Annotated in this window: 1 protein-coding gene; it reads right to left on the bottom strand. The window is 61.9% G+C overall.

Features of this window, described 5'->3' with window-relative positions:
• A partial coding sequence (locus EN852_RS36670) for a transglutaminase family protein (protein WP_189546482.1) occupies positions 1-357 on the bottom strand: 357 nt, incomplete at both ends.

The raw sequence follows: 357 nt of genomic DNA on the forward strand, positions 1-357 counted from the left end.
AGAAAATCCGCCCAGACATAGTGCGGCAGCATGAAGCGGTCATGCAGCGAGGTGCCCCAGCGCACGAAGCGCCCGTCGAGCGGGTTCTTCCAGGCGCGTGCGATGATTGCCCTGACCAGCAACTGCTGCGCCAGAGACATGCGCGCATTGGGTGGCATCTCGAATCCACGGAATTCGACAAGGCCAAGCCGGCCAGTTGGGCCATCGGGGGAAAACAGCTTGTCGATACAGATTTCCGAGCGGTGCGTATTGCCGGTGACGTCGGTCAACAGATTGCGGAACAGGCGGTCGACCAGCCATGGCAGAGGTGGATTACCCTGGTCGGGATGCGGCACCTGCGCCATCGCGATCTCGAGC

Source organism: Mesorhizobium sp. M2E.F.Ca.ET.209.01.1.1, assembly GCF_004010375.2.
Taxonomy (GTDB): domain Bacteria; phylum Pseudomonadota; class Alphaproteobacteria; order Rhizobiales; family Rhizobiaceae; genus Mesorhizobium.